The sequence below is a fragment of the Erythrobacter sp. NE805 genome (assembly GCF_046452355.1).
In the GTDB taxonomy this organism is placed as follows: domain Bacteria; phylum Pseudomonadota; class Alphaproteobacteria; order Sphingomonadales; family Sphingomonadaceae; genus Erythrobacter.
Map to the genome: position 1 here is coordinate 1 of NZ_JBKFDI010000014.1, position 1,927 is coordinate 1,927.

Genomic DNA, 1,927 nt, shown 5'->3' on the forward strand with positions numbered 1-1,927 from the left:
GCCGCATCGCCGGCGTCGCCGCGATCGACAGCGGGGAGGAGTGATCCGGTGGTCTCTCCGCGCGCAGCCAAGGAAGCCCGGCGCCGGGCGGCGCTGAAGAAGTCGACGCCCTCCACGATCGACCGGCTCGACCCGGAGATCCGCGAGCTGATCGCGCAGCTGCGCGTCGACAAGGGTTTCACGATCGACGAGATCCGCGCCGCCCTGGTCAAGGTAATTGGAGAGGACCGCGTCCCGAGCCGGTCGGCGCTCGGCCGCCACGTGCGCGGGCTCGCCGAGATCTCGGCCGACCTGCGCAACACCCAGATCTATGCCGAGGCGCTGGCCAAGGAAGCGGGCGGCAAGCAGGGCCACCAGCTGCTCGACATGAATACCCAGCTCCTGCAGGCGAACATGTTCAAGCTCATGCTCGCCGAGAAGGACGGCGAGGGGATCGTCCTCAGCCCCAAGGAGGCGAAGGAGTTCTCCGAGGCGCTGCGCAACATCGCGCTGACCCGGAAGACCGATCTCGAGGTGATCGCCAAGGCCAAGCAGCAGGCCGCCGAGGAAGAGCGGCTGAAGAACGCCGAGCAGGCGACGGCCGCAGCGCGGGCCAAGGGTCTGTCGAAGGAAACCGTCGAGGCGATCCGCCGCGCAGTGCTGGGCAGCGAAGCGTGAAGCTGTCGCCCGAAGATCAGGCCGCCCGCGATGCCGCGATCCGTGCCCGCGAGATCCAAGGCGATCGTGCGGCGGCCGAGAGCGCAATCATGCGCCTGCCCAAGGGCGATCTGCTGCTAGGCTACCAGCAGCGTGCGGTGGATCTGCTGTTCGCCGGCACGGCGCTCCTCGTCATCGAGAAGAGCCGACGCATCGGGCTCACCTGGGGCGTGGCGGCATTTGCGGCGCTGAAGGCTGCCAGCAGCGTCGAGGCCGGTGGCCAGAACGTCTGGTACATGGGCTACGACAAGGACATGACCCTCGAATTCATCGAGGTCTGCGCGATGTGGGCGCGAGCCTTTGGCCTGATTGCCGGCGAGCTGCAGGAAGAGGAAGTCCTTTACGTCGACGACAATGGCAAAGAGCAGGGGGTCAAGGCCTTCAGCATCCGCTTTGCCTCGGGCTTCCGGATCACCGCCCTGCCATCCGTCCCGCGCGCGCTGCGCGGCAAGCAGGGCATCGTCATCATTGATGAGGCGGCGTTCCACAAGAACGTGAACGAGGTGCTCAAGTCGGCGATGGCGCTGCTGATCTGGGGCGGGCAGATCGTGGTGATCTCCACCCATGACGGCGTGAGCAATCCGTTCAACGTGCTGCTCGAGGAGATTCGCGGTGGCAAGCGGCGCGGCACGCCGATCAAGATCACGTTCGCCGATGCAATGGCGGACGGTCTCTACGAGCGCGTCGCTCTGGTTACGAAGACCAAGGGTAGCGAGCTGCCGCCGAAGGAGGTTTGGGAAGCCGATATCCGTGCGGTGTATGGCGATGATGCGGCGGAGGAGCTCGACTGCATCCCAGCCCTTGGCAGCGGCGCGCTGATCAGCCTCGAAGACATCCTCGCCTGCGAAAGCGAGGATGCCGGCCTGCCCGAGCTCTACCTTGGCGGGTTGTGCTATGGCGGCCGCGACGTGGCCCGCCGCCGTGATGGTCAGATCCAGCTGGTGGGCGAGAAGATCGGCGACGTGCTTTGGGAGCGCGACGGCTACCGCGAGACTGGCAAGACCTTCGCGCACCAGGACGCGTGGTTCGATGCCAGCTTCAAGCGCTTCCGCATGGTCCAGTGGCGCGTCGACCAGACCGGCATGGGCGAGAAGGTGGTCGAGGACCAGCAGGCCAAGCACGGCGCCTCCCGCGTCGTCGGCGTGCAACTGGTCGGCCCCAACCGCGTTGACCTTGCGTTCGGTCTCCAGCGCCTATTCCAGCAGCGCAAGATCCGCATCCGCTCCGACGC

At 66.6% G+C, this 1,927-nt stretch carries 2 protein-coding genes; both read left to right on the top strand.

Annotated features, from left to right (window positions below):
- Nucleotides 1–48 precede the first annotated feature (48 nt).
- Nucleotides 49–657, top strand: coding sequence for a phage protein Gp27 family protein (locus ACLBKU_RS17655; protein WP_410180885.1), 609 nt, complete (start codon nt 49–51; stop codon nt 655–657).
- Nucleotides 654–1,927, top strand: a 1,274-nt coding sequence (locus ACLBKU_RS17660) for a terminase large subunit domain-containing protein (protein WP_410180886.1), incomplete at its 3' end; no start/stop codon positions are given. The genes ACLBKU_RS17655 and ACLBKU_RS17660, both read left to right, overlap by 4 nt.